Source organism: Paenibacillus ginsengihumi DSM 21568, assembly GCF_000380965.1.
GTDB classification, from domain to species: Bacteria; Bacillota; Bacilli; order Paenibacillales; family NBRC-103111; genus Paenibacillus_G; species Paenibacillus_G ginsengihumi.
In genome coordinates, this window is the sequence record NZ_KB905612.1 from 1 (window position 1) to 19,697 (window position 19,697).

At 52.2% G+C, this 19,697-nt stretch carries 23 protein-coding genes and 1 tRNA gene; 5 read left to right on the forward strand and 19 right to left on the reverse strand.

Going from position 1 to position 19,697, the window contains the following annotated elements:
• Positions 1-198 precede the first annotated feature (198 nt).
• Genes rpsR through rpsF form a run of 3 tightly spaced genes read right to left on the reverse strand, consistent with a single transcriptional unit; the run spans position 199 to position 1,377 of the window.
• On the reverse strand, positions 199-510 hold the full coding sequence (rpsR, locus tag F591_RS0122445) for a 30S ribosomal protein S18 (RefSeq protein ID WP_019536854.1): 312 nt from the start codon (positions 508-510) through the stop codon (positions 199-201).
• Between the two features lie 53 nt (positions 511-563).
• Positions 564-1,061 (reverse strand): single-stranded DNA-binding protein, encoded by a 498-nt coding sequence (ssb, locus tag F591_RS0122450; protein WP_019536855.1) that lies wholly within the window; start codon positions 1,059-1,061, stop codon positions 564-566.
• A 28-nt stretch (positions 1,062-1,089) separates the two neighbouring features.
• Positions 1,090-1,377, reverse strand: coding sequence for a 30S ribosomal protein S6 (gene rpsF / locus F591_RS0122455; RefSeq protein ID WP_019536856.1), 288 nt, complete (start codon positions 1,375-1,377; stop codon positions 1,090-1,092).
• A 257-nt stretch (positions 1,378-1,634) separates the two neighbouring features.
• On the opposite strand from rpsF, the gene F591_RS30790 reads away from it, so the two are divergent.
• On the forward strand, positions 1,635-1,811 hold the full coding sequence (locus F591_RS30790) for a YjzC family protein (protein ID WP_019536857.1): 177 nt from the start codon (positions 1,635-1,637) through the stop codon (positions 1,809-1,811).
• Between the two features lie 106 nt (positions 1,812-1,917).
• The gene (locus F591_RS0122465; protein ID WP_019536858.1) at positions 1,918-2,178 is read left to right on the forward strand and encodes a hypothetical protein; all 261 of its coding nucleotides are present in this window, start codon (positions 1,918-1,920) and stop codon (positions 2,176-2,178) included.
• Positions 2,179-2,289: 111 nt separating this feature from the next.
• Here F591_RS0122465 and F591_RS0122470 read toward each other — a convergent pair.
• The 4 genes from F591_RS0122470 to F591_RS0122485 form a co-directional block, all read right to left on the reverse strand.
• Positions 2,290-2,381: transfer RNA gene (locus tag F591_RS0122470), tRNA-Ser, on the reverse strand.
• 310 nt (positions 2,382-2,691) lie between these two features.
• Positions 2,692-2,907 (reverse strand): DUF951 domain-containing protein, encoded by a 216-nt coding sequence (locus F591_RS0122475; protein WP_026326823.1) that lies wholly within the window; start codon positions 2,905-2,907, stop codon positions 2,692-2,694.
• Positions 2,908-2,909: 2 nt separating this feature from the next.
• Positions 2,910-3,815 (reverse strand): mechanosensitive ion channel family protein, encoded by a 906-nt coding sequence (locus F591_RS0122480; protein WP_019536860.1) that lies wholly within the window; start codon positions 3,813-3,815, stop codon positions 2,910-2,912.
• 28 nt (positions 3,816-3,843) lie between these two features.
• Positions 3,844-4,086, reverse strand: a complete 243-nt coding sequence (locus F591_RS0122485) for a putative Se/S carrier protein (protein WP_019536861.1) — start codon at positions 4,084-4,086, stop codon at positions 3,844-3,846.
• A 109-nt stretch (positions 4,087-4,195) separates the two neighbouring features.
• Here F591_RS0122485 and yyaC point away from each other — a divergent pair, with 109 nt between their 5' ends.
• Positions 4,196-4,804, forward strand: coding sequence for a spore protease YyaC (yyaC, locus tag F591_RS0122490; protein ID WP_019536862.1), 609 nt, complete (start codon positions 4,196-4,198; stop codon positions 4,802-4,804).
• Here the strand turns inward: yyaC and F591_RS0122495 are convergent.
• The 12 genes from F591_RS0122495 to rpmH all read right to left on the reverse strand — a co-directional run bounded on the left by F591_RS0122495 (position 4,779) and on the right by rpmH (position 16,264).
• Complete coding sequence (locus F591_RS0122495; RefSeq protein ID WP_019536863.1) at positions 4,779-5,276, reverse strand: DUF4446 family protein; 498 nt, start codon at positions 5,274-5,276, stop codon at positions 4,779-4,781. The two genes, yyaC and F591_RS0122495, sit on opposite strands and share 26 nt — an antisense overlap.
• 41 nt (positions 5,277-5,317) lie before the next feature.
• Positions 5,318-6,466 (reverse strand): aminotransferase class V-fold PLP-dependent enzyme, encoded by a 1,149-nt coding sequence (locus F591_RS0122500; protein WP_019536864.1) that lies wholly within the window; start codon positions 6,464-6,466, stop codon positions 5,318-5,320.
• 167 nt (positions 6,467-6,633) lie between these two features.
• Entirely contained in the window at positions 6,634-7,491 is an 858-nt protein-coding gene (locus tag F591_RS0122505; protein ID WP_026326824.1) for a ParB/RepB/Spo0J family partition protein, read from the reverse strand.
• Positions 7,488-8,246: a ParA family protein gene (locus tag F591_RS0122510; RefSeq protein WP_026326825.1), complete on the reverse strand. Its 759-nt coding sequence runs from the start codon at positions 8,244-8,246 to the stop codon at positions 7,488-7,490. The genes F591_RS0122505 and F591_RS0122510 overlap by 4 nt, the downstream gene beginning before the upstream one ends.
• A gap of 498 nt (positions 8,247-8,744) precedes the next feature.
• Positions 8,745-9,560, reverse strand: coding sequence for a nucleoid occlusion protein (noc, locus tag F591_RS0122515; protein WP_019536867.1), 816 nt, complete (start codon positions 9,558-9,560; stop codon positions 8,745-8,747).
• 329 nt (positions 9,561-9,889) lie between these two features.
• A complete protein-coding gene (rsmG, locus tag F591_RS0122520; protein ID WP_026326826.1) occupies positions 9,890-10,624 on the reverse strand; it encodes a 16S rRNA (guanine(527)-N(7))-methyltransferase RsmG in 735 nt (244 codons plus the stop codon).
• Positions 10,625-10,633: 9 nt separating this feature from the next.
• Entirely contained in the window at positions 10,634-12,526 is a 1,893-nt protein-coding gene (mnmG, locus tag F591_RS0122525) for a tRNA uridine-5-carboxymethylaminomethyl(34) synthesis enzyme MnmG (RefSeq protein WP_019536869.1), read from the reverse strand.
• A 23-nt stretch (positions 12,527-12,549) separates the two neighbouring features.
• The gene (gene mnmE / locus F591_RS0122530) at positions 12,550-13,926 is read right to left on the reverse strand and encodes a tRNA uridine-5-carboxymethylaminomethyl(34) synthesis GTPase MnmE (RefSeq protein ID WP_019536870.1); all 1,377 of its coding nucleotides are present in this window, start codon (positions 13,924-13,926) and stop codon (positions 12,550-12,552) included.
• Between the two features lie 192 nt (positions 13,927-14,118).
• Positions 14,119-14,736, reverse strand: coding sequence for an RNA-binding cell elongation regulator Jag/EloR (gene jag / locus F591_RS0122535; RefSeq protein WP_019536871.1), 618 nt, complete (start codon positions 14,734-14,736; stop codon positions 14,119-14,121).
• Positions 14,733-15,500, reverse strand: a complete 768-nt coding sequence (yidC, locus tag F591_RS0122540) for a membrane protein insertase YidC (RefSeq protein WP_019536872.1) — start codon at positions 15,498-15,500, stop codon at positions 14,733-14,735. Before yidC ends, jag begins: the two co-directional genes overlap by 4 nt.
• An 87-nt stretch (positions 15,501-15,587) precedes the next feature.
• Positions 15,588-15,989 (reverse strand): ribonuclease P protein component, encoded by a 402-nt coding sequence (gene rnpA, locus F591_RS0122545; RefSeq protein WP_019536873.1) that lies wholly within the window; start codon positions 15,987-15,989, stop codon positions 15,588-15,590.
• Between the two features lie 140 nt (positions 15,990-16,129).
• Complete coding sequence (gene rpmH / locus F591_RS0122550; protein WP_019536874.1) at positions 16,130-16,264, reverse strand: 50S ribosomal protein L34; 135 nt, start codon at positions 16,262-16,264, stop codon at positions 16,130-16,132.
• Between the two features lie 574 nt (positions 16,265-16,838).
• On the opposite strand from rpmH, the gene dnaA reads away from it, so the two are divergent.
• Entirely contained in the window at positions 16,839-18,197 is a 1,359-nt protein-coding gene (gene dnaA / locus F591_RS0122555; RefSeq protein WP_019536875.1) for a chromosomal replication initiator protein DnaA, read from the forward strand.
• A gap of 342 nt (positions 18,198-18,539) precedes the next feature.
• A complete protein-coding gene (gene dnaN / locus F591_RS0122560; protein ID WP_019536876.1) occupies positions 18,540-19,679 on the forward strand; it encodes a DNA polymerase III subunit beta in 1,140 nt (379 codons plus the stop codon).
• Positions 19,680-19,697 lie beyond the last annotated feature (18 nt).

Genomic DNA, 19,697 nt, shown 5'->3' on the forward strand with positions numbered 1-19,697 from the left:
AGGAAGCGCTCGTCATAGGCGTCTATCTTGAAAATTTGGCGGTATACGCCGACAAAATTTCAATACCGCAGGTGACGACCGATGACGACAGGAAGAGCTCGTCATAGGCGTCTATCTTGAAAATTTGTCAGCCGCATCCCTTAAGCATAAGAAAAGGCAGCCCCTGTGTGAGGACTGCCTCTTCTCATGTTCACGCCGTTATTCCGTTGTATATGGCAGCAGTGCCACTTGACGGGCGCGTTTGATCGCAACCGTCAGAGCGCGCTGATATTTCGCGGAAGTACCCGTTACACGGCGAGGCAAAATTTTGCCGCGCTCGCTGATGAACTTCTTCAGCGTATCGATATCTTTGTAATCGATATGCGTGATCTTGTTAGCGGTGAAGTAGCAAACTTTGCGGCGCTTGCCGCCTTTCTTGCCGCGGCCGCTGAATCTTCTTTCGCGCTCCGGGCGTTGTTCGCGCTGTTCACGTTGTTCGCCTTCGCCGGCTCTTTCTTTCTTCTGTTCCATCGTGCGTCTCCATCCTTTCTGCGTAGAGTGTTCGCCCCTGTCCGATGCCGTCATCAGAAGGGCAAGTCATCATCCGAAATATCCACCGGCCTGCCGTCATCCTGGAAAGGATCCTGGTTGTCCCGTGCTCCGCCGCCATAACCACCGCGGTTGCCACCGCCGCCGGACATGCCTCTAGCGCCTCCCATGCCCATGGCATCGCCATTGTCGCGGAAGCTGCTTTCGCTATTGTCCCCACGGTCCAGGAAACGCACATTATCAGCAATGACCTCGGTCACGTATACACGCCGACCTTCGTTATTGTCATAATTGCGGACCTGAATACGTCCATCGACAGCCGCCAAACGGCCTTTGCGCAAATAATTCGCGCAGTGCTCCGCTTGCTGCCGCCACACGACGATCGGAATGAAATCCGCCTCGCGTTGTCCGGACTGACTGGTAAACGGACGGTCGACCGCCAGCGTAAACTGGGTAACCGCTACGCCGGACGGCGTATAGCGCAGCTCCGGATCGCGGGTCAGCCTGCCGATCAGAATAACACGGTTCAACATCGATTATCCCTCCCGCGAATGCAACGACTTAAGCTACGTCTTTGACGATCAAGAAGCGGATGATTTCGTCCGAGATCTTCAGTACACGATCGAGCTCGTTGACGACATCATTGTTTCCGTTGAACTGAACCAGCACATAGTGCCCGTCACGGAACTTCTTGATTTCATACGCAAGACGGCGCTTACCCATCACATCGTGCTTCGTGATTTCGCCACCGTTGTTCGTGATGATGCCTTGGAACTTCTCTACCGCGGCCTGAATCGCCTCTTGCTCGAGGTCAGGACGGATAATGTACATCACTTCATATTTGCGCATGCTTGTCACCTCCTTCTGGACTAACGGCCTCCGTCAAGGGACGGAAGCAAGGAGCGAGTAAACCTATTACAAAACTCGCACCATAGTAGTATAGCAAAACGAACCTCCCAAATCAAGCGTTGGCCCGCATATAGCCCGCACATACAACGCTCAGGAACCCGCTCAATTAGCCCGCCGGCTGCCAATATTTACGGCTCATGCCGTCCCCTCTCTTGGGCAAATCTAACGGTAGACCAAGCGCCAGGAGGTGAGCAGTCGTGGGTGAATGGAGTCAATTCCGGCCGGGCGACAAGGCCCCGAACGACGGCGAATATATGGAAGTAGGCGAAGACGATTTCCATATGGGCATCAACAATCCGAAGATCATTTCCTTGAAAAAAGGCGAGCGCTTCCCTGAAACGACGAACCACAACCGCAAATGGAAGCGCAAATAGGACGGTTCTCCCCTTCCCCGCTGGCCGCTCGGTGCCGGCGGGCTCGGTGTTCATTTATTCAAGGGAAGCACGCCATGCTAAGTATGCATAGAAGGAGCCTCGCGCTATGAAATATACCTTTACCCGCCTATTGACGCTGATCGGCATTGCCCTGTGCGCCGTTCACTGGTTCGGGCACGAGTACGATCCGATTTATCTGCTGTTTTACGCCTTGAGCGTGCCAGCCTGGTTCTGGCCCATCTTCGAGTATACGAACGTGAACTTCGTGCTGCTGTATTTGACGACGATCTTGAGCTGGGCGCTGATCGGCTACGTGATCGACCGCTTCGCCGCCGTACGCGGCTCGCGGCGCAAAGGCTATCGTTAATACAATCAGCTCCGATCCGAAGTTGCATAGAGGCGTTATGTTTGCCGCTGCCCCCTAAACAACGCAAAAAACGGTTCCCTGTTGAGGGAACCGTTCTGCATGTCGTAAGTATGGCGGAAAGAGTGGGATTCGAACCCACGCACGGGAGTTACCCGCCTAGCTGATTTCGAGTCAGCCCCCTTGGACCACTTGGGTACCTTTCCGCATCAAAAGGGACAAGAATTATAATAGCATGATCACTCTCTAAATGCAAGCCCATAAATGCGAAAATTTCGCTGGATTGTGTAGCGAATTTTTGGCTGCTCTTTGGTTGAACGATGAGGAACTCGAGCAAGCTGCTGCATCGGCATGTGAGACATACCGACGCGGCAGACCCAATTCATTCGGAAAACCGGCCGGCAAGCTGCCTTAGCCTTAGATCGACGCAGCGTCTATGCATGAGTACGAACGGTCATGCAGCCTGCCTGCGAGCTCATTCATTGTTCGTCCCACATCCCCGAAGAGCCGTCGGCTTTAGTTGCTTCCTTCTTCGCTTTGCGCCGCGGAACGCAGCACTTTCTTCAGCTTGCTCTCGAACTTGGCTCTCGGCACGAGCACGCTGTGCTTGCAGCCTGTGCACTTGATGCGTATATCCATCCCCATGCGGATTATTTCCATTTCATTCGTTCCGCACGGATGGGGCTTTTTCATCTGAACGATGTCGCCGAGCTGATACACCTTCTTTTCCATATTCACACCGACCTTTCCGATTTATGGTAGGTTACCATGCGCGGATAAGGGATTTCAATCCCGTTCTGGTCGAACGCCTTTTTAATTTCCGCATTGAGCCGCCGCGACACCGGGAAGTGGGTATTCGGCTTACACTCTGCCGCCACCCGCAGCACAATGCCGGTTGCCCCGATCATATGAACTCCGAGCACATCCGGCATTTTGACGATATCTTCATCGGATTCATAGGCTTTGGCCGCCGTCTCCTCCAATACCTTCGTGGCCTTGTCGATATCCGACTCCAACGCGACGTTCACGTCAACGACCGCAAGCGAATTGTTAACCGAGAAATTCGTTACCAGATTAATAGAACCGTTCGGTATAATATGAACCTCGCCGGTCCAACTGCGCACCCGCGTCACCCGCAATCCGATCTCCTCGACCGTTCCTTTGAATTGATCGATCTGAATGACGTCGCCCACAGCAAATTGATCCTCAAAAATAATAAAAAATCCGGTAATAACATCCTTCACCAGACTTTGCGCGCCGAAGCCGACCGCCAGCCCGACGACTCCCGCCCCGGCCAGCACCGGTCCCAAGCTCACCCCGAACTGATTCAATATCATCAAAATCATTATAAAATTGACGACATAGCTAATAACATTGCCAACCAGCTTCCCCAGCGTCCTGGTCCGCCGCGAATCAAGCTTGAGCGGGTTTTGCTCCCGTTCTTTCATGACATGCTGCAGCGTTTTGTTCGCAATCTTCACCAATACGCGGCTCGCAACATAAATAACGGCTACTTTAATGATAATGAGCAGAAAGTCGGACCACAGCTCCGGATTCGAGAAATAACCCGCTACGTCCTCCCAAATGCGTTCCCAGGCGGCTACTGTTCCCACAGCGCTGTCCGACTGTAGCAGATTCATGTTCCAATTCACCATCATCACATCCGGATCATATATTTATCGTAACATATTGATCTCCGTCTTTATAGTATATCCCCCGGATTTCGAGCTGTTCTTCGATGACGATCTTCTTTACTTCATCGAGCGATTCCTCCGGGAACTCCAACGATAACGCGCAGCCTGCCGTTATTTCCTTAGGCGTCGGTCTCATATCGTTCTCGATATCCGCATAATCCAGCAGCATTTCCGCCCTTAACGCTTGTTGCGTCGAATCGAAGGCCATTACCAGCATGGAGTCACCTCGGGCTTCCCAAATTTTCCTCAGGCAAGTATAAAAAGATTCTAGCAATCGTATACTAATAAAAATTAAATATCTACCCCATTGATCCGGGAGGCATTATATGAAACTGCCATTTCATAGAGAACCGCAAAAGCCCAAAGATTCATTCAAAATTATGCACACGGAAGCGAACAGCGCCGAGGTGCTGGCCGACCGGATATCGGAAGTGCTGCGGCAAATTCCAGCTCACCGACCGATTGTGCTCATCTGCGTCGGCACGGACAGGTCGACGGGAGATTCGCTCGGCCCTTTGGTCGGCACACAATTAAAAAAATATAACATCCAAGGGCTCCACCTGTACGGAACGCTCGACCATCCTGTGCATGCAATGAACTTGAATGACACGCTAACGATCGTACATCAGCATTATAACAACCCGTTCATCATTGCCGTGGATGCTTGCCTCGGTCAGTTGACCAGTGTCGGCTGCATCCAGCTGGGCAGCGGCCCGGTGAAGCCGGGAGCCGGAGTCAACAAGGAGCTTCCTCCGGTCGGCGACATTCATGTGACAGGTATCGTTAACGTCGGAGGCTTTATGGAATATTTCGTCCTGCAAAACACGCGGCTCAGCCTGGTGATGAGCATGGCGGAAGTGATCTCCAAATCGTTCTACGACGCGATGTCCGGCCTCAAGCGCTGGACAGCTACTTCTTTGGCACGGATCGACTGATCGCTTCCTTCTCCTCGGGAGACAGTGCATACGTCGACTGCCCGTTTTCAAGCGGCTTGGCATATACAAAGGTATGCTCTCGGTTATGAATGCCTGAGATCACAATGCCGTCCTGGCGTTCATCCGTAATAGCCACCGAAAAACTCATTTCGTTGCCTCTTTCTCCGAAAGCGTTATATCTGACAATACCGATATGCGATTTCATCGCGGCCATTTGCTCACGGATGCGGCTAATCTTGCTTTCGGCCACATCCGTTTTATTTTCCAGTTGGTTGGTCTTCTCCTGCAGCTGCGCAAGCACTTGTTCAATGTTTAGCCCTTCGCTGCCGTTCATTAGCTGCATATAACCTTTGCGCAGCTTACCAAGTTTTCTCCATAGCATAATGAGAATAATAATAAAAACAAACAGCATGACCGCCATCGCCATAAAGGCAACTTCCATCGGGATCAGCGGCAATTCCAGTTCCCCCATCGACACTCCCCTTTCTCCTACCTCTCGCCCTCTCTATATCATTAACGGTATGTTGCGGCAATCTCCTTCACGGCGCTGACCAGGGCCTCGGCCTCCTCCGGCGTCGTAAAGCAGCCCACGCTTGCCCTGACAGCTCCCCGTTCCATCGTTCTGGCCATTTCGTGCGCCAGCGGAGAGCAGTGATACCCGGCACGCACGGCAATTTGGAACGACTGATCTAAAATGAAAGCAACCTCCGAGGAATCGACTTGCCTAACATTAAATGCTACAATCCCTGTTTTATTTTGCCCCAATTCCGGTCCGAATACCGTCACGCCATCGATTCCCATGAGCCCCTCCATGATCTGCTGGACAAGCTCCCACTCCTTCTTATGGATTGCTTCGGGCCCTTGCTCGAGTACATATTTGACCCCCTCATTCAGCCCGGCAATCCCTACTGTATTCTGCGTTCCGGCTTCGTATCGGTCCGGTCTTACCGTCGGCTGATCGATCTCCTCGGATTGACTGCCGGTCCCCCCATGAAGAATGGGCTCCAGCTCGATGTCCGGATGCACGTACAACCCGCCGGTTCCTTGCGGCCCCAGGAGTGCTTTATGTCCCGGAAAAGCCATCATATCGATCCCCATCGACTCTACATCGATCGGCAAGGTTCCGGCTGTCTGGGCAGCATCGACCAGCAGTCTCGCCCCTCGCTCTTTGGCCAGCTGTCCAATCTCCGCAAGCGGAAGAATGCTGCCGAGCAAATTCGAGCTGTGGTTGCACACGATCAGCGTCGTTGCCGATGTGATCACCTCAGCCAAATCGTCCATATGAAGCTCGCCTCGCTCATTCGTCCGTACGTAGGACACTTGAACCCCTTTCGTGCGCTTCAAATATTCCAGCGGCCGGCGAACCGAATTATGTTCTATAGCCGTGCAGACAACATGATCTCCTTCTTTGACGAAGCCTTTGATCGCTTGGTTCAAAGCCATCGTCGTATTCAAGGCAAACGAGATATGATTCGGATTTTTAATATGAAATAGCCGAGCCAAGTTTTTTCTGCACTCGAACAACGTCCGGCTTGCACGGACTGCCATGGCATGGCTTCCTCGCCCCGGGTTCGCTCCGTATTCCAGCATACATTCCTGCATCGCTTCCAGAACGGCCGGAGGTTTAGGCCAGGACGATGCCGCGTGATCCAAATATATCATGGGACGATACGCCGCCTTTCCTTTGAGCTCGAATGTTCTTGCAACCGATGGACCGATAACAAGCATTATTCGCCATCGGCTCAATGAACAAAGATAGCATACCTCGTTCGCATTGCCCGCAGGCAGCATTCGGGTATGCTATTCGTTTTATATCGATGAACAACCGATCAGGATGACTTCACCTGAAGCAATTCCAACAGACGATCCAAATCTTCCTTTGAATAATACATCAATTCGATTTTTCCTCTATTATTGTTATGTTTAATTTTTACGGTCGTTCGGTACATTTCACGCATTTGCTCTTCCAGCTGATTAATGTAAGGATCTTTATTTTTGCTTGCCGGCTTTGCGGGTTTGTTCACTGCCTCTTTTTGCTCAAGCTTTTTCACTTCTTCTTCGAGCTGCCGAACGCTCCACTCCTCAATCACGGCCATTTCCGCCAGCAGCTTGATCTTCTTCTGATCCTTCAAACCAGCAATCGCCTTGGCATGTCCCATCGATAATGTTCCACGTGAAACATACATCTTCACATCGTCAGGCAGCTGCAGCAGCCGCAAAAAGTTAGCGATATGCGAACGACTTTTGCCGACCTTCACCGAAAGCTCCTCCTGCGTCAGCGAAAACTGATCAATCAGCGCTTGATAAGCCATAGCAATCTCCAGCGAGTTCAAGTCTTCGCGCTGCAGATTCTCGATCAATGCAATCTCCATCACTTGCTGGTCGGAGAACTTTTTGACGACGGCCGGAATGGTCGCCAGTCCCAAAACTTGCGATGCCCGGAACCGCCTCTCCCCGGCGATGATTTCATAGCCCTTCAGCACACTGCGGACGATAATCGGCTGAATAACCCCATGCTCTTTAATGGAATCAGCCAGCTCCTGAATCGATTCGTCGTTAAAATTGCGCCGCGGCTGATATGGGTTCGGGCGAAGCTGAGACAAAGGAATTTCGACCACTTTATCATCATCGCCAATGCTTAGGGCAGGCAGCAGAGCATCCAAACCTTTACCTAGACGTTTACTCAAAGTGCCATCACTTCCTTTGCTAACTCCATGTACACCTCGGCCCCCTTCGATCTCGGGTCGTAAGTGACGATTGATTGTCCATGGCTCGGAGCTTCACTCAAACGCACATTCCGCGGTATGATCGTTTGATACACTTTTTGCTGAAAATATTTTTTCACTTCCTCGATCACCTGCATCCCAAGGTTCGTCCTGGCATCGAACATCGTAAGCAGCACCCCTTCGATTTGCAGCGACGTATTCAGATGCTTCTGAACCAAACGCACCGTATTGAGCAGTTGACTGAGTCCTTCCAGAGCATAATATTCGCATTGGATAGGGATAATGACGGAATCGGAGGCAGTCAAAGAATTGACCGTTAAAATACCAAGCGACGGCGGACAATCGATCAAAATATAATCGAATAAATGGCGTACAAGCTGCAACGATTTCTTCAAGCGTACTTCGCGGGAAATTGTAGGAACCAGTTCAATCTCCGCCCCGGCCAGTTGAATGGTTGCCGGAATGATTTTCAAGTTGGGGATATTCGTATCCGCCATGGCATCCTTGGGATGGACGTCGTTAATCAGCACATCGTAAATACAATAAGTCACGTCGGCTTTGTTGATCCCAATACCACTCGTTGTGTTGCCTTGGGGATCGATATCGACAAGCAGCACCTTCTTGCCCAGCGAGGCCAGAGACGCGCCTAAATTGACGGAAGTCGTCGTTTTGCCGACGCCGCCTTTCTGATTGGTTATGGCGATGATTTTGGACAACCTTTTCACCTCAAAATCTAACAAATTCGCAATCATCCCCGCCATCCGGATTGCCAGGAGAAAAGAAAAGCCTCTTAACGAGGCCCCTTTTACATTTCCCATCAAATATGAAAAGCTTGATAGAACCTAAGCACTGCTTACGGATAACGTTGGATAAATATATAAAATAACATTCAATCCGCTCTGAAGAAGCACTTCCACAGGATGACTCTACCCTACGTCCACCCAGGCAGCAATTCACTGACAAATTCCAGCATACTGTAAGGAGAAGACGACCGATCCGAAGTATTTCTCTCGTTACAGGCGCCTCTCCCGAAAACTCACGATGATCTGACCGCAAAATACCAGCAGACGAGATGACGACTAGCAGACGAAGGATTCATAACGTTATAGAAGCGTATCCTTATCATGAATGATGATCGTCAGCAAATAGTCAGCAACTCAAGATGACGAATCGATAATAAAGGATTCCTTCGTTATATGAGTCCCTCTCCTATTTTACTTCTTTGGGATGCGAATTACAATCTCGTAATGATCCTCGTAATCCTGCTCCGATGTATTAATAGGAAGCCCCGACGAAGTGACCATTTCGACCGATTGTCTAATCGTATTGAGCGCCAGCCGAACATCTTTGGAAAACGATACTCGTTTCGCCTTCTTCACCTTGGTGGCTTCTTTCATCAGCGCGATGCGAGCTTCTGTCTGCTTGACGTTCAGCTCTTTGGAAATAATATCCTCGAGTACTTTCACTTGCGCTTCTTCCTGATCCAGCGACAGCAGCGCCCTGGCATGTCTCTCTGTAATTTTCCGTTCCATGAGTGCCAGCTTCACCGGCTCGCTCAAATGGAGCAGCCGAATTTTGTTGGCGATGGTCGACTGACTTTTGCCCAATCGCTGCGCCAAACTTTCCTGAGTCAAATTGTGCAGATCGATTAATTGCTGATAGGCGACAGCTTCCTCAATCGCGGTCAATCCTTCCCTCTGCAAATTCTCGATCAGCGCTATCGAAGCCGCTTGCGAATCATTGAATTCGCGAAGAATGGCCGGAATCGTGTCGTAGCCTAACTTCTTGACCGCCCGCCAGCGACGCTCGCCAGCGATTAATTCGAACCGATCATTACGAACCCGGACGACGATCGGTTGGATGACCCCGTGCGTTTTGATGGTTTGGCATAGCTCATCGATCCGCTCATCATCAAAGATGGTTCTCGGTTGATACGGACTCGGATCGATACTATCAACAGGAAGCTGCTTCACTTCATCCGCCGATGTCTTTTCTGCAAAACCAAACAACCTGGATAGTTGTTCTTTCATTACGTTAACCACCCGATCTTTTGCCGAGAAATAATATCTTTCTATATGTAATTCAACAGAAATCAGGAAACTCCTGCTATTCTCCAAAGTTGTCAAACTTTATTGTCACTTTGCACAAAATGTTCCACGTGAAACATTTTGCCCTGGCGATGAATGCCGATCATCAAGCAGGTTGATCAGTAACCGAAGGCAAGAGCGATGACGAAAGAGGCATCGTCACCGGCTCCAACGAAGTTATATGTTGTTCGTTCGCCTTGAGAAAATATTCGTTTCGTGCAAAAGCTCCCAGGCACAATCATGATGAAGCTTCGCCGCCCGTCGGTCCCGCATTACAGAGACGATTTTACGAGCGGCGATTTTAACAGCATCCCCGGCTTTCGCGGATATTTGCCTGGTGTCGGCGCTGTTTTTCGAATGAGCACCATATGCCGTAACGAATCCTCCAGCGGAAGCTGAAAACGGTGAGTGTCCATCCATTCCCCTTTCAACTCCTTCAAGCTGTAGCCGGCCTCCGCCAGTTCCTCCTGCACCTCGCTGCCTTTCATCGCGGCGAACGTGCCGCCAGGAGCGGCAAATGGCAGACAAAGCTCGTTCAGCACAGCCAATCGTGCTACCGCGCGAGCCGTCACAAGGCTATAACGGTCTCGATGCTCCTCTTGGCGAGCGATCTCCTCGGCCCGCCCATGAATGCAGCGCACATTCGTCAGCTCCAGTGCATCGCACAGGTGCTTCAAAAACTGGATGCGCTTGTTGAGCGAATCGACGATCGTCAATTGCAGGTAAGGAAAAACAATCTTAAGCGGAATACCTGGAAAGCCGGCGCCCGATCCGATATCGGCCAGACGCTCGACCTTGTCCATCGCGACAAAAAAAGAAACAGAGAGAGAATCGTAGAAATGCTTCACGTACACCTGCTCTCTCTCTGTGATGCCGGTAAGGTTCATTCGTTCGTTCCAATCGGTCAGTATGTTATAGTACAATTCGAACTGCTCCAACTGACGCTCCGACAAAACGATCCCCTTCGGCTGAAGTAGACTAACAAAACGGCTTTGTATCTCGTCCATATGCGCTCCTCAGGATGATGCTCTTGCCGCGGTGACGCGGTTGTAATGCTCCAAGTAAACAAGCAGGATCGAAATGTCGGCGGGCGTTACGCCGGATATGCGCGATGCCTGCCCGATCGATACGGGACGAATCTTTTCGAGCTTCTGCTTCGCTTCGCTTGCAATGCCGTGAATGTCGGCATAGACGATATCGTCCGGAATTTTCTTCTGCTCCATCTTGCGCAGCCGCTCGACTTGCGCAAGCTGCTTCTCGATGTAACCCGAATATTTCACTTGAATCTCGACCTGTTCCTTCATTTCTTCGGTGAGCTCGTAAGGAGCCGGCGAAAGCTGGGAAATATGCTCGTAAGTGACCTCCGGGCGGCGCAGCAGCGTCAGCAGATCGGTGGCGCTTGCCAGCTCCGCGCTGCCGAGCGACTGAAGCAGCTCTTTCACGTCCTGCGGCTTCACCTTCACCGATCTAAGCCGTTCGAGCTCCTCCTTGACACGGCGAACCTTCTCCTGGAACCGCTCATATCTTGCTTCGGAAATGAGGCCGATCTCGTATCCGATCTCGGTCAAGCGAAGATCGGCATTGTCATGACGCAGCAGCAGCCGATATTCGGCGCGGGAAGTCAGCAGCCGGTACGGCTCGTTCGTCCCCTTCGTGACAAGATCGTCGATCAGCACGCCGATATACGCCTGCGAGCGCTCCAGAATGACCGCCTCCTTGCCCTGCACCTTGCGCGCGGCATTAATGCCGGCCATAATGCCTTGAGCGGCCGCTTCCTCATAGCCCGATGTGCCGTTGATCTGGCCGGCTGTGAACAGCCCGTTAACCCGCTTCGTCTCCAAGGAAGGCTTCAATTGCGTCGGCACTATCGCATCGTATTCGATCGCATACCCTGTCCGCATCATCTCCACATTTTCCATCCCGGGAACGGAGCGCAGGATTCGCAGCTGCACATCCTCCGGCATGCTCGTCGACAAGCCCTGCACGTAATATTCCTTCGTATCGCGCCCTTCCGGCTCCAGGAATATTTGATGCTTCGGCTTGTCGCTGAAGCGAACGATTTTATCTTCAATCGAAGGACAATAGCGCGGTCCCGTCCCTTCGATCGCTCCGGAGAACATCGGCGCCCGGTGCAGGTTCTCATTGATAATTCGATGCGTCTCCTCCGAAGTATACGTCAGCCAACACGGCAATTGATTCGGAATCGCCTCTGTCGTTTCGTAGGAAAAATGCTTCGGATGCTCGTCTCCCGGCTGAATCGTCGTCTTCGAAAAGTCGATGGAGTCCTTATGCACCCGCGGCGGCGTGCCGGTTTTGAAACGCACAAGCTCGAATCCGAGGTTCTTCAGACACTCGGACAGCTTGACGGCCGGCTGCTGGTTGTTCGGGCCGCTCTCGTACATCAGCTCGCCCATAATGATTTTGCCGCGCAAATACGTCCCCGTCGTCAGTACGACAGCCTTCGCCAAATACTGCGCGCCGCTCTTCGTCACAACGCCCCGGCACTCGCCGTCTTCGACAATAATTTCATCAACCATACCTTGGCGAAGCGTCAATTTCTCCTGATTTTCGATCGTTTGTTTCATCCGATTTTGATAAAGCACCTTATCGGCCTGAGCCCTGAGCGCGTGCACCGCCGGGCCTTTGCCGGTGTTCAGCATACGCATCTGAATATATGTCCGGTCGATATTGCGCCCCATCTCTCCGCCCAGCGCATCGATCTCCCGTACGACATGGCCTTTGGCCGGTCCGCCGACGGACGGATTGCAGGGCATGAAAGCGACCATGTCGAGATTGATCGTCAGCAGCAGCGTTTCGCAGCCCATGCGCGCCGCGGCCAGCGCCGCCTCGCAGCCTGCATGTCCCGCGCCGACGACGATAACGTCGTATTGTCCTGCAGCGTATGTCATAGTTCCAACCTCCTTCAAGTTCGTTATTTCCCTAAGCAAAATTGCGAAAAAATTTGATCGATCAACGTTTCGCTTACCGAATCGCCGATAATCTCCCCTAATGCTTCCCACGCATTGCGCACGTCAATCTGGATCATATCGATTGGAATGAATTGCTCCGCAGCCGTATAAGCTTCCTCCAGCGACGCCTTCGCCCGGTTGAGCAGGTGAATATGGCGAACGTTGCTGACATATGTCAAATCGCCTGATTCGAGCTGCCCGGTGAAAAAGATGTCGGCAATCGCCTTTTCCAGTCGATCGATGCCCTGCTGCTCAAGCAGCGATGTGCGAACGACGCGCTCTTCTCCGAACATTCGTTCGATATAAGCTGTCTCTATCTGCTGCGGCAAATCCTGCTTGTTAATAATTACGATCGTCTGACGGTCCTTGAGCTGCTCGATCAGCCCCCGCTCTTCTTCGCTCAACGGCTCCGCGCCGCTGACGACAAGCAGGATCAGGTCCGCCTCGGACAATGCGCTCCGGGAGCGCTCCACCCCGATTTTTTCCACCAAATCGGCCGTTTCGCGAATTCCCGCCGTATCGAGCAGCTTGAGCGGAATGCCGTTCACATTCACATATTCCTCAATGACGTCCCGCGTCGTGCCGGCAATATCCGTTACAATCGCCCGTTCTTCCTGGGCCAATGTGTTGAGCAAAGACGATTTGCCTACGTTGGGACGCCCGACAATGGCGGTTACAATGCCCTCCCGCAATATTTTACCCTGTTTTGCAGAATGAAGCAGCTTGTCGATTTCCTCCATAACCCGCCCGCACTTATCTTTAATGAAGGCGCTGGTCAGTTCCTCCACATCGTGCTCGGGATAATCGATATTGACCTCGATGTGCGCCATCGTTTCGACAAGCTCGCGGCGCAGCGCTTCGATTTTTTTCGACAAACTTCCCTCCGACTGCTTCATGGCAATGCGGAAAGCGCGATCCGATTTGGCGCGGATAAGGTCCATGACCGCTTCCGCCTGCGACAGGTCGATCCGTCCGTTCAGGAAAGCGCGCTTCGTGAATTCACCCGGCTCCGCTAGCCGAACGCCCTGGTCCAGCAGCAGGTCGAGCACCTTCTTCACGGATACGAAGCCCCCGTGGCAGCTGATCTCCACCACATCCTCGCGGGTGAAGGAGCGCGGCCCCCTCATCACCGTGACGAGCGCCTCCTCCAGGCGCTCCTTCGTGGCCGGATGAACGATGCGTCCGTAATGAACCGTATGCGTCGGCACCTCGGTCAACTTGTTTTTTCCTTTATAGATCGTATCGCATATGCGAACGGCATCGGCTCCGCTTACGCGGATGACCGCGATCCCCCCTTCCCCCATGGGCGTCGCGATCGCCGCTATCGTATCCTCTATCATCACTCGCACCTCAAATTGCTGTATAGTGAGCGTCTTCCGCCCGGTCCTCCTTATACTATAGGCAGGCAATCGATGCCGCTTCGAGCAGCGGCTTACCCGCCTCGCCTTGCCGGGCATGGAGCAGATCTGCATATCATATGAAAAAAGCAATGAAGCCATTCTTCGTAAAATGGCGCCATTGCATGTAGTGATTCAGCGTAAAACGATGACGACTCTGCGGTTCGGCTCGTCCCCTCGGCTGAAGGTGCGAACCTTGGCATGATGCTGGAGCTGAGTATGAATGATTTTGCGCTCTTGCGGCGACATCGGCTCGAGCACGACTTCCTTCCGCGTGCGCACGACCCGCTCGGCCAGCCGGTCGGCCAGCGCCTCCAGCGTCTTTCTGCGCCTCTCGCGGAACTGCTCGGCGTCGAGCACGATGCGCACATGCTTGTCCGAGTAGCGGTTGGCGACAATATTAGTCAAATATTGAAGCGCATCCAATGTTTGGCCGCGGCGGCCGATCAGCATGCCGAGCTCCGGCCCGTGCAAATGCAGCTCCTCCGCTTCCCGGGTGGACTTCCGCTCGATCCGGATCTCCAGATTCATCGCGCGAACGACATCCTCCAGGAACAGGATCGCTTCCTCCATCGCATCGGGAATGAGCTCGAGCTCCACCTTCGCGTCCTTGGCCCCGATCAGTCCGAACAACCCTTTGGACGGCTGCTCCAGCACGTTGATCTTGACCCGCTCTTCCCCTACGCCGAGCTCCAGCAGCCCTTTTCTTACCGCTTCATCGATCGTTTTCCCTGTAACCACGACATTTTTCATTTCTTTTGGCCACCCTTGACGCCCTTTTTCTTGGTTTGGGCAGTTTTCCCGGTTTCCACTGCCACTTCTTTCTTAGGCACACCGTAAATGAAATAGGTTTGTACAATGGTAAAGATGTTGCTGTACACCCAGTAAAGCGGCAGCGCGGAAGCAAAGCTCATCGACATGACGAAGATCAGCACTGGAAAAATGAACATCAGGCTCCGCATCTGCGCATTCATCTGCGAAGACATCATCTTCTGCTGCAAGTACGTCGTAAGCGCAGCGATCAGCGGCAAAATGTACGGATCGGGCGTACCGAGCTGCATCCATAGGAACGAATGTTCCTTGATCTCGGTATTTCGCATAATCGCATTGTACAGCGCGATCAGAATCGGCATCTGCACCAGCAGCGGGAAGCAACCGGCGAGCGGGTTGACCCCTTCCTTCTGAAACAGCTTCATCGTCTCTTCCTGCTGCTTCTTGGGATCGTCCTTGTACTTTTCCCGAATCTTCTGCATCTCCGGCTGAATCAGCTGCATCTTCTTCGAGCTGCGGTACTGCTTCAGCGTCAGCGGCAAAATAATCAGCCGTATAATGATCGTGACAACCAGAATGGCCAGACCGTACTCATCCCACATCAGATGGGCAAACCAATCCAGCGTATCCGACAATGGTTTGACGAAGTACTTGTCCCATACGCCGTTATTCGGATCGATGGGTGTGGCAGCCGGGTTTCCGCACCCTGCAAGCAAGAGCATGAAAACCGCCAGCAGCGGTAACATTTTGACAAGTCGACGGGTCAAAACAATATCCTCCCAGCTTCAGCTTTTCCAATAATAAACTATATCATATCTTGGCGCACAAAGAAACTAATCCTTGGCTTTTCGCTGGCTTTCCTCCCCGCCTCCAGGCAAGGTCTTCTCCCGCTGCGCCGGCTGCAGCAGCTTGGAGCGCTTCAGCACATGCAGAAAGCTCTTCTCCAGCTCGCGATACGTCATATCTGCCGCCGGTTTGCGGGCAATCAGGATCAGATCGTAACCCTTCGGCAGCCGGTCCGCGTTCAGCCTGGCGATCTCCTTGAGTCTGCGCCGGATTTTGTTGCGGACGACCGCCTTGCCCAGCTTCTTGCTCACCGAGATGCCGAACCGGAACTCCTCCTGCTTCGGCCGCGGCAAATAGTACAGCACGAATTGATGGTTGGCCGCCGATTTGCCCCAGCGATATACCTTATTGAAATATTCCCTTTTAGTCAGTCGATGTTTTCTTTCCATGAGACGCCTGTGGCGAGCTCTCGCCCTCGGTCGTCACCTCCGGCGCCGAAAATGATGAATCCGGATTCTATCGTTTACACTCGCTGCCGCTTTTAAACCGGTGCAACAAAAAAGACCACCTGAAGAAGTGGTCTCTCTCATTAAGCACTCAGCACTTTTCTGCCCTTCTTGCGGCGAGCAGCCAATACCTTCTGGCCGTTCTTCGTGCTCATTCTTTTGCGGAAGCCGTGGTTTTTCTTACGCTTTCTGGTGTTCGGATTGAACGTCGGTTTCATGCATCGCACCTCCTCGTGAGGAATTCGTCCCATTCCCCTAAATACCTTATAACATTAAACCACCTCGGAGGGCAAAAGTCAACTAAAACAAGCAGTCTCCCGCTCCGCCGCATTAAAGGCAATACATACCTGTGACGAGTGTGACGGGCGCTCCTTCGCCAGCGGTTATCAACTGCGGGGTTGAGGCAAATATCGACGGCAAAGGCGGCTGTGTATAACTTTTTCCAAAAATTCGACGGCAGTTATCAACATGTAAACAAATTATAAACAATATGTAGTGTTGTTAATAACTTTGAACCACAACTTCTAGATAATGTGGATAAACTCGAACATTCCGTTGCGTATCAAGCCCAATTTTGATATCATGAGTATGTTTTCGGTTGTGGATACGATTAGTTGTCAACAATGTTATCAACAGGCTGTGGATATCTTTGTGAACAATATACAACGCCTTCGTATAACTTTATCTACAGGGTTCTACGATATGTGGACAGATTCGACAGTATTCCGTACGATTCTACACCCCCTGCGGCTTACCGTCACACCGGTATTTTCTTGAAGGAGTGAATCATTTGTGGAAAGCCGTCCTACCGAGCACTGGCAGCAAGTACTTTCCATCCTGCAAAAACGTGTAAGCAAGCCTAGCTATGAGACGTGGCTGACATCTACGCGGGCCGTCAAATTTACCGACAGCCAAGTTGTCATCTGCACGCCGAACCAATTCGCCAGGGATTGGCTCGAGAACCGCTACACCAGGCATATCGCCGATGCGATCAAGGATTACAACGGAAAAACCGTCGAATTGAAATTTGTTGTCGAATCCGAAGAAGAAGCTTCGTTCGACCTGCCTCCTCCGCCGCAGAACGTCCCGGCCAAACCGCGCGCGCCGATCATCGACGACAATTCCAGCCTGAATCCGAAGTATACCTTCGATACGTTCGTCATCGGCGCCGGGAACCGCTTCGCCCATGCCGCTTCGCTGGCGGTGGCGGAAGCGCCGGCCAAGACGTACAATCCGCTGTTTCTGTACGGCGGCGTCGGACTCGGCAAGACGCACCTGATGCACGCGATCGGCCATTACGTCGTCGAGCATAACCCGAACGCGCGTGTCGTCTATATTTCGTCGGAGAAGTTCACCAACGAATTCATTAACGCGATCCGCGACAACCGCGGCGAAAGCTTCCGCAACAAATATCGCAATATCGACGTTTTGCTGATCGACGATATCCAATTTTTGGCGGGAAAGGAACAGACGCAGGAGGAGTTTTTCCACACGTTCAATGCGCTTCACGAGGAACGGAAGCAGATCATTATCTCCAGCGACCGGCCGCCCAAGGAAATTCCGACCTTGGAGGAACGGCTGCGCTCCCGCTTCGAATGGGGCCTGATCACGGATATTCAGCCGCCGGATCTGGAGACGAGGATTGCGATTTTGCGCAAGAAGGCGAAAGCCGAAAATTTGGATATCCCGAACGAAGCGATGAATTACATCGCCAATATGATCGATACGAACATCCGCGAGCTGGAGGGCGCGTTAATCCGCGTCGTTGCTTACTCTTCTTTAATTAATCAGGACATCACTTCGCATTTGGCGGCGGAAGCGCTCAAGGACATCATCCCGAGCAGCCGTCCCAAGGTGATCACGATACAGGACATTCAGCAGAAGGTCGGAGAATTTTACGGGCTCAAGATCGAAGATTTCAAAGCGCGGAAACGCACGAAGGCCGTCGCCTTCCCCCGCCAGGTTGCCATGTATTTGGCCCGCGAGCTGACCGAATTTTCGCTTCCCAAGATCGGCGACGCGTTCGGCGGGCGCGACCATACGACCGTCATTCACGCCCACGAGAAAATCAGCAGCCAGCTCAAAACCGATCAGGACTTATCCAAAATCATTCAATCCATCACCGAGAAAATTAAAAACATGACCATGTAGGCTCCCGGCAGCCTAAGGAACACTCTGGATAACCTTAAGCCTATGCACAACTTTATGCACATGTGGATAGGCTTTCTTTTTGCTTGCTTCATTCACATATCCACATGTTCAAGGCGCCTACTACTATTACTAACAAAAAACATGTAAAATAGATAGGAACAACCTTCGCACGGCAACGAAGCTTTCCGATTCATTCACAGGTGCATAACTGCGCTTTTCCGGGAAAGGTTCGGCTGCATCTTTCGCTGCGTATACGACATCCTATGCGCGCATGGCGCCGGTTAGAACGCTTGCTGACTATTTTTTTTTGGAAATAATGTAATCAAGTTTAGGAGTGACATGATGAAGCTGACCGTACTCAAGGAATATTTGAACGAATCGATACAGCATGTCTCCAAAGCGATCACGAGCCGCACGACGATACCGATCCTGAGCGGGATCAAGATCGACGCGGATACGAGCGGCATTACGATGACGGCGAGCGATACCGACATTTCGATTCAAAGCTATATTCCGATGGAGCAGGACGAGCTCCAGGTCATCGAACTGAAACAGTCCGGAAGCGTCGTGCTGCCTTCCAAGTTTTTCGTCGAAATTGTCCGCAAGCTGCCTGCCGCCCTGGTCGAGATCGAGGTCAAGGAGCATTTTCAGACGACGATCCGTTCCGGTTCGACGGAAATTCAGCTGGTCGGCCTCGACCCGGAAGAATACCCGGTCATGCCGGGCATTGAGGAGAACACGCGCATTCAGATTCCGAGCGATCTGCTGAAGACGATGATTAAGCAGACGGCTTTTGCGGTATCGACCAATGAAGCGACGCCGATCTTGACCGGGGTGTTGTGGACGATCGCCGACGGCAAATTGAAGTTTACCGGCTGCGACCGCTTCCGCTTGGCAAGCCGGGAAACGAAGATTGATGTCGATCCGGACTTTACTTTAAATAACATTTCCATTTCTGGGAAAACGTTGAATGAGCTCTCGAAAATTTTGCCTGACCAGAACACGCTGATCGACATCGTTTTTGCGGAGAATCAGGTGCTTTTCAAGATGAACCAGTTGCTGTTCTACACGCGCATTCTCGAAGGCACCTATCCCGATACGAGTAAGCTTATCCCGCAGTCGTTCCAGACCGAGCTGGTCGCCAATCATCACGAGCTGGCCAACTCGATAGACCGCGCTTACTTGCTGTCGCGCGAAGAGAAGACGAATATCGTCAAAATGGTCATGCGCGAGGATCAGACGATCGAAATCTCCTCCAGTTCTTCCGAAGTCGGCAAGGTGACGGAGGAGCTGAATGTGGAGCGGATGGATGGAGAACTGATACGCATCTCGTTCAATTCCAAATTTATGCTGGACGCCTTGAAGGTTATGGACAGCGAGCGCGTTTTTATCGGCTTTACCGGACCGATGCAGCCGATCATCATCCGACCGGAAGGCGACAGCAGCCTGCTGCAGCTGATTCTCCCCTACCGGACGGTTTAAACCAAGGAGCGTGAGCCT

Coding starts and splice junctions, on each gene's coding strand:
- rpsR (WP_019536854.1), bottom strand. CDS start 510: ATGGAACAGAAGAAAGAAAGAGCCGGCGAAGGCGAACAACGTGAACAG.
- ssb (WP_019536855.1), bottom strand. CDS start 1,061: ATGTTGAACCGTGTTATTCTGATCGGCAGGCTGACCCGCGATCCGGAG.
- rpsF (WP_019536856.1), bottom strand. CDS start 1,377: ATGCGCAAATATGAAGTGATGTACATTATCCGTCCTGACCTCGAGCAA.
- F591_RS0122465 (WP_019536858.1), top strand. CDS start 1,918: ATGAAATATACCTTTACCCGCCTATTGACGCTGATCGGCATTGCCCTG.
- F591_RS0122475 (WP_026326823.1), bottom strand. CDS start 2,907: ATGGAAAAGAAGGTGTATCAGCTCGGCGACATCGTTCAGATGAAAAAG.
- F591_RS0122480 (WP_019536860.1), bottom strand. CDS start 3,815: ATGAATCTGCTACAGTCGGACAGCGCTGTGGGAACAGTAGCCGCCTGG.
- F591_RS0122485 (WP_019536861.1), bottom strand. CDS start 4,086: ATGCTGGTAATGGCCTTCGATTCGACGCAACAAGCGTTAAGGGCGGAA.
- yyaC (WP_019536862.1), top strand. CDS start 4,196: ATGAAACTGCCATTTCATAGAGAACCGCAAAAGCCCAAAGATTCATTC.
- F591_RS0122495 (WP_019536863.1), bottom strand. CDS start 5,276: ATGGGGGAACTGGAATTGCCGCTGATCCCGATGGAAGTTGCCTTTATG.
- F591_RS0122500 (WP_019536864.1), bottom strand. CDS start 6,466: ATGATATATTTGGATCACGCGGCATCGTCCTGGCCTAAACCTCCGGCC.
- noc (WP_019536867.1), bottom strand. CDS start 9,560: ATGAAAGAACAACTATCCAGGTTGTTTGGTTTTGCAGAAAAGACATCG.
- rsmG (WP_026326826.1), bottom strand. CDS start 10,624: ATGGACGAGATACAAAGCCGTTTTGTTAGTCTACTTCAGCCGAAGGGG.
- mnmG (WP_019536869.1), bottom strand. CDS start 12,526: ATGACATACGCTGCAGGACAATACGACGTTATCGTCGTCGGCGCGGGA.
- mnmE (WP_019536870.1), bottom strand. CDS start 13,926: ATGATAGAGGATACGATAGCGGCGATCGCGACGCCCATGGGGGAAGGG.
- jag (WP_019536871.1), bottom strand. CDS start 14,736: ATGAAAAATGTCGTGGTTACAGGGAAAACGATCGATGAAGCGGTAAGA.
- yidC (WP_019536872.1), bottom strand. CDS start 15,500: ATGTTACCGCTGCTGGCGGTTTTCATGCTCTTGCTTGCAGGGTGCGGA.
- rnpA (WP_019536873.1), bottom strand. CDS start 15,989: ATGGAAAGAAAACATCGACTGACTAAAAGGGAATATTTCAATAAGGTA.
- rpmH (WP_019536874.1), bottom strand. CDS start 16,264: ATGAAACCGACGTTCAATCCGAACACCAGAAAGCGTAAGAAAAACCAC.
- dnaN (WP_019536876.1), top strand. CDS start 18,540: ATGAAGCTGACCGTACTCAAGGAATATTTGAACGAATCGATACAGCAT.